A 4142-nucleotide genomic window follows, 5' to 3' on the forward strand; every position below is an offset into this window, starting at 1 on the left:
ACGGTGACAGGTGACTGGCTCGGTGACGAGGTCCCGGACGCGGCGTACTGGGTGCGCAACCTCCGCCACCGCGTCCGGTTCGAAGAAGCCGTACGGGCCTTGGCCGCGACGGACATCGGAGCCTTCGTCGAGGTCAGCGCCCACCCGGTGCTGACCGCGGCGGTGGAGGACACCCTGGAGGCAGCCGGCCAGGAGGCCGCGGTCACCGGAACGCTGCGCCGCGACGACGGAGGAGCGCGACGCCTGTTCGCCTCCCTCGGCGAGGCCTTCGCCCACGGAGTGCCCGTCGACTGGACGCGGGCGTTCGCCGATGCCGGTGCCGGTGCCGATGCGGGTTCCGGCACCGGTGGCGGCGCTGTCCATGTGGACCTGCCCACCTACGCCTTCCAGCGTGAACGCTACTGGTGGGACCTCGACACCCTGCGCGGGCCGGCCACCGCTCAGGACCTGCCGCACACCGTCGACGACACGGGCTTCTGGGACGCCGTGCAGAGCGACGACCCCGCGTCCCTGGCCGGTCTCCTCGGTATGGACGGCAGCACCCTGAGCGAGGTCCTGCCCGCCCTGCGGACCTGGCACAGCGACCGTACGACCGCGGCCGCCGTCGACTCCTGGCAGTACCACGTGCGCTGGGTCCCCACCACCCTGGCCACCCCGTCCGGCAGCCCCGATCTGTCCGGCAGCTGGCTCCTGGCCGTACCGGCGGACTCCGCCACGGCGGCCGAGTGCGCCGACAGCGTGGCCGCCGCCGTACGCGACCACGGCGGCGACCTCACCACGCTCACCCTGACCGGGGACGCCACCCGGGAGGACATCGCCGGCCGGCTGCCCGACGGCGAACTCGCCGGAGTGCTGTCCCTGCTGACCGTCACCGACGGAGCCGGCAACCGGAACGGCGTCGCGCGCACCGGCCTGACCACGACCGTCGCCCTGCTCCAGGCGCTCGGTGACACGGGGACCGGCGGACGCCTGTGGTTCCTGACCCACGACACGGTCACCGCCACCCCCACGGACGCGCGTACCGTCCGGGACGACGCGCCTGCCCAGCACATGGTCTGGGGCCTCGGCAGGATCGCGGCCCTGGAGCACCCGGAGCGGATCGGCGGCCTGGTCGACCTGCCGACCCGGCCCGACACGGCATCCGGACGCCTCCTCGCGGCGCTCCTGACCGGCGGAACCGGCGAGGACCAGGTCGCCCTGCGCCCGTCCGGTGCCCTCGTCCGCCGCCTCACGCACGCCGACGCCCCCGGCGCCCGGCCCGCATGGCGCCCGCGCGGCACCGTCCTGGTGACCGGCGGAACCGGCGGGCTCGGCTCCCGGGTCGCCCGCCACCTCGCCGGGAACGGCGCCGAACACCTCCTGCTGGCCGGCCGGCGCGGACCCGACGCGCCCGGAGCCGCCGAACTGCGCGCCGAGCTGGAGGCGACCGGCGTCCGCGTCACCCTCGCCGCCTGCGACGTGGCGGACCGGACGGCCGTCGCCGACCTGCTCGCCACGGTGCCGCCCGACTGCCCGCTGACGGCGGTCGTGCACACCGCCGCCGTCCTCGACGACTCCGTCGTCGAGGGCATCACCCCCGACGGGATCGACCGGGTCCTGCGGGTCAAGGCCGACGGCGCACGGCATCTGCACGAGCTGACCCGGGACACCGAACTCGACGCCTTCGTGCTCTTCTCCTCCCTGGCCGGCACCCTGGGCGCCTCCGGACAGGGCAACTACGCACCCGGCAACGCCTACCTGGACGCCCTCGCCGAACAGCGGCACGCCCTGGGACTGCCCGCCACCTCCATCGCCTGGAGCATCTGGGACGAGCGGGGCATGGCCACCGAGGGGGACATCGAGGCGACCGCCGGCCGCCACGGACTGCCCGTGATGGACCCGGACCTCGCGGCCGCCGCCCTCCTCGCGGTGGCCGGCAGCACCGAACCGGCCGTCCTGGTCGCCGACGTGGAGTGGGACAGGTTCCACACGGCGTACACCGCCACCCGGCCCAGCCCGTTCCTCGCCGATCTGCCCGAGTGCCGCCGGACCGCGGCGACCGACGCCCGGACGGCCGAAGCCCCGGCCACCGCCGACGGACTCGGCGCCCGGATCACCGCACAGGGCGACCCGGCCGCCCAGCAGGCGGCCCTGCTCACCCTCGTCCGCGAACAGGCCGCCCAGGTCCTCGGCCACTCCGGCCCCGACGCCGTCGACCCCACGACCGCCTACCGCGACCTCGGCTTCGACTCCGTCACCGCCGTCGAACTCCGCAACCGCCTGAACCACGTGACCGGACTGCGGCTGCTCTCCACCGTCGTCTTCGACCACCCCAACGCCCGCGCGCTCGCCGCCCACCTGCGGGACGAGCTGGCCGCCGCCACCGGCGGCACGGAACCGGTCCCGGAGCCCGCCGCCGCGGACGTCCACGCCCCGGCTCCGGCGGACGAGGACGACCGGATCGCCGTCGTGGGCATGAGCTGCCGCTTCCCCGGCGAGGTCCGCTCCCCGCAGGACCTGTGGAACCTGCTCCGCGACGGGGGCGACGCCATCACCCCGTTCCCCGAGGACCGCGGCTGGGACCTCGACGCGCTCCGGGCCCCCGGCGACCCCCTCCGCGCGGGCACGTCGAGCGCCCACGAAGGCGGATTCCTGCACGACGCGGCCGACTTCGACGCGGAGTTCTTCGGCATCTCGCCCCGTGAGGCGCTGGCGATGGACCCGCAGCAGCGGCTGCTGCTGGAGACCTCCTGGGAGGCCCTCGAACACGCCGGTATCGACCCGACCGGACTGCACGGAACCCGCACGGCCGTGTTCACCGGCACCAACGGCGGCGACTACCTCGCCGCAGGCCCGGACGTCCCCGAGGAGACCGCCGGATACGTCGCCACGGGCAACATCGGCAGCGTGCTCTCCGGCCGGGTCGCCTACACCCTGGGGCTGGAGGGTCCGGCTCTCACGGTCGACACGGCCTGTTCCTCGTCCCTGGTCGCGTTGCACCTGGCGGTGCGTTCGCTGCGGCAGGGCGAGTGCGACCTCGCCCTGACCGGCGGCGTCACCGTCATGTCCACCCCGGGCATCTTCACCGAGTTCACCCGGCAGGGCGGCCTGGCACCCGACGGCCGGAGCAAGGCCTTCGGCGCGGGCGCGGACGGCGCCGGGTTTTCCGAGGGAGTCGGCGTCCTCGTCGTCGAGCGCCTCGCCGACGCCCGCAGGAACGGTCACCGGGTCCTCGCGGTGGTGCGGGGGAGCGCGGTGAACCAGGACGGTGCGTCCAACGGTCTGTCCGCCCCCAGCGGTCCCGCCCAACAGCGGGTGATCCGGGACGCGTTGGCCGATGCGGGGCTCGGAACCTCGGACGTGGACGTGGTGGAGGCGCACGGCACGGGCACGAAGCTGGGTGATCCGATCGAGGCCGGGGCGCTGCTGGCGACGTACGGGCGGGGGCGTGATCCGGAGCGGCCGTTGTGGCTGGGGTCGGTGAAGTCGAACATCGGGCACACCCAGGCCGCCGCCGGCGTGGCGGGCGTGATCAAGACCGTCCTCGCCCTGCGGAACAGCACCCTGCCCAGGACGCTGCACGCCGACGAGCCCACCGGCCACGTCGACTGGTCCTCCGGCACGGTGGCGCTCCTCGCCGAGCCACGCGACTGGCCCGAGACCGGGCGACCCCGGCGCGCCGCCGTCTCCTCGTTCGGAGTCAGCGGCACCAACGCCCACGTGGTCCTGGAGCAGGGACCGGACACCGAGGCCGGCACCGACGACCACCGGCCCGCCGGCACGAGCACGCCCTGGATCCTGTCCGCGTCCTCCGACGAGGCCCTGCGCGACCAGGCCCGGCGCCTCCTGCCGGCGGCCGAGGGCGCCACCGGGACCGCACGCGCCGACGACATCGGCCACGCCCTCGCCACCACCCGCGCCGTGCTCGACCACAGGGCCGTCCTCCTCGGGGCGCACCACCCCGACCCGGTGCGTGCCCTGGCCGACCTCGCGGCGGGCCGACGGACGTCCGGCCTCGTGCAGGGCACGGCCACCGCCTCCGACGACCGCGTCGTCCTGGTCTTCCCCGGTCAGGGGTCGCAGTGGGTGGGTATGGCGGTGGAGTTGTTGGGGGAGGTGCCGGTTTTTGCGGAGCGGTTGGGGGAGTGTGCTGCGGCGTTGGA

The 4142-nt window shown here is 75.1% G+C and carries 1 protein-coding gene; it reads left to right on the forward strand.

All coding sequences use genetic code 11. The annotated features are described in order from the left end of the window. Positions 1-4142: SDR family NAD(P)-dependent oxidoreductase (locus tag ABZ172_RS30000; protein ID WP_356888499.1), on the forward strand; the 4142-nt coding region annotated here is incomplete at both ends.

Origin of the sequence: Streptomyces sp. NPDC006296, assembly GCF_040613235.1 — a bacterium.
Taxonomy (GTDB): Bacteria; Actinomycetota; Actinomycetes; order Streptomycetales; family Streptomycetaceae; genus Streptomyces.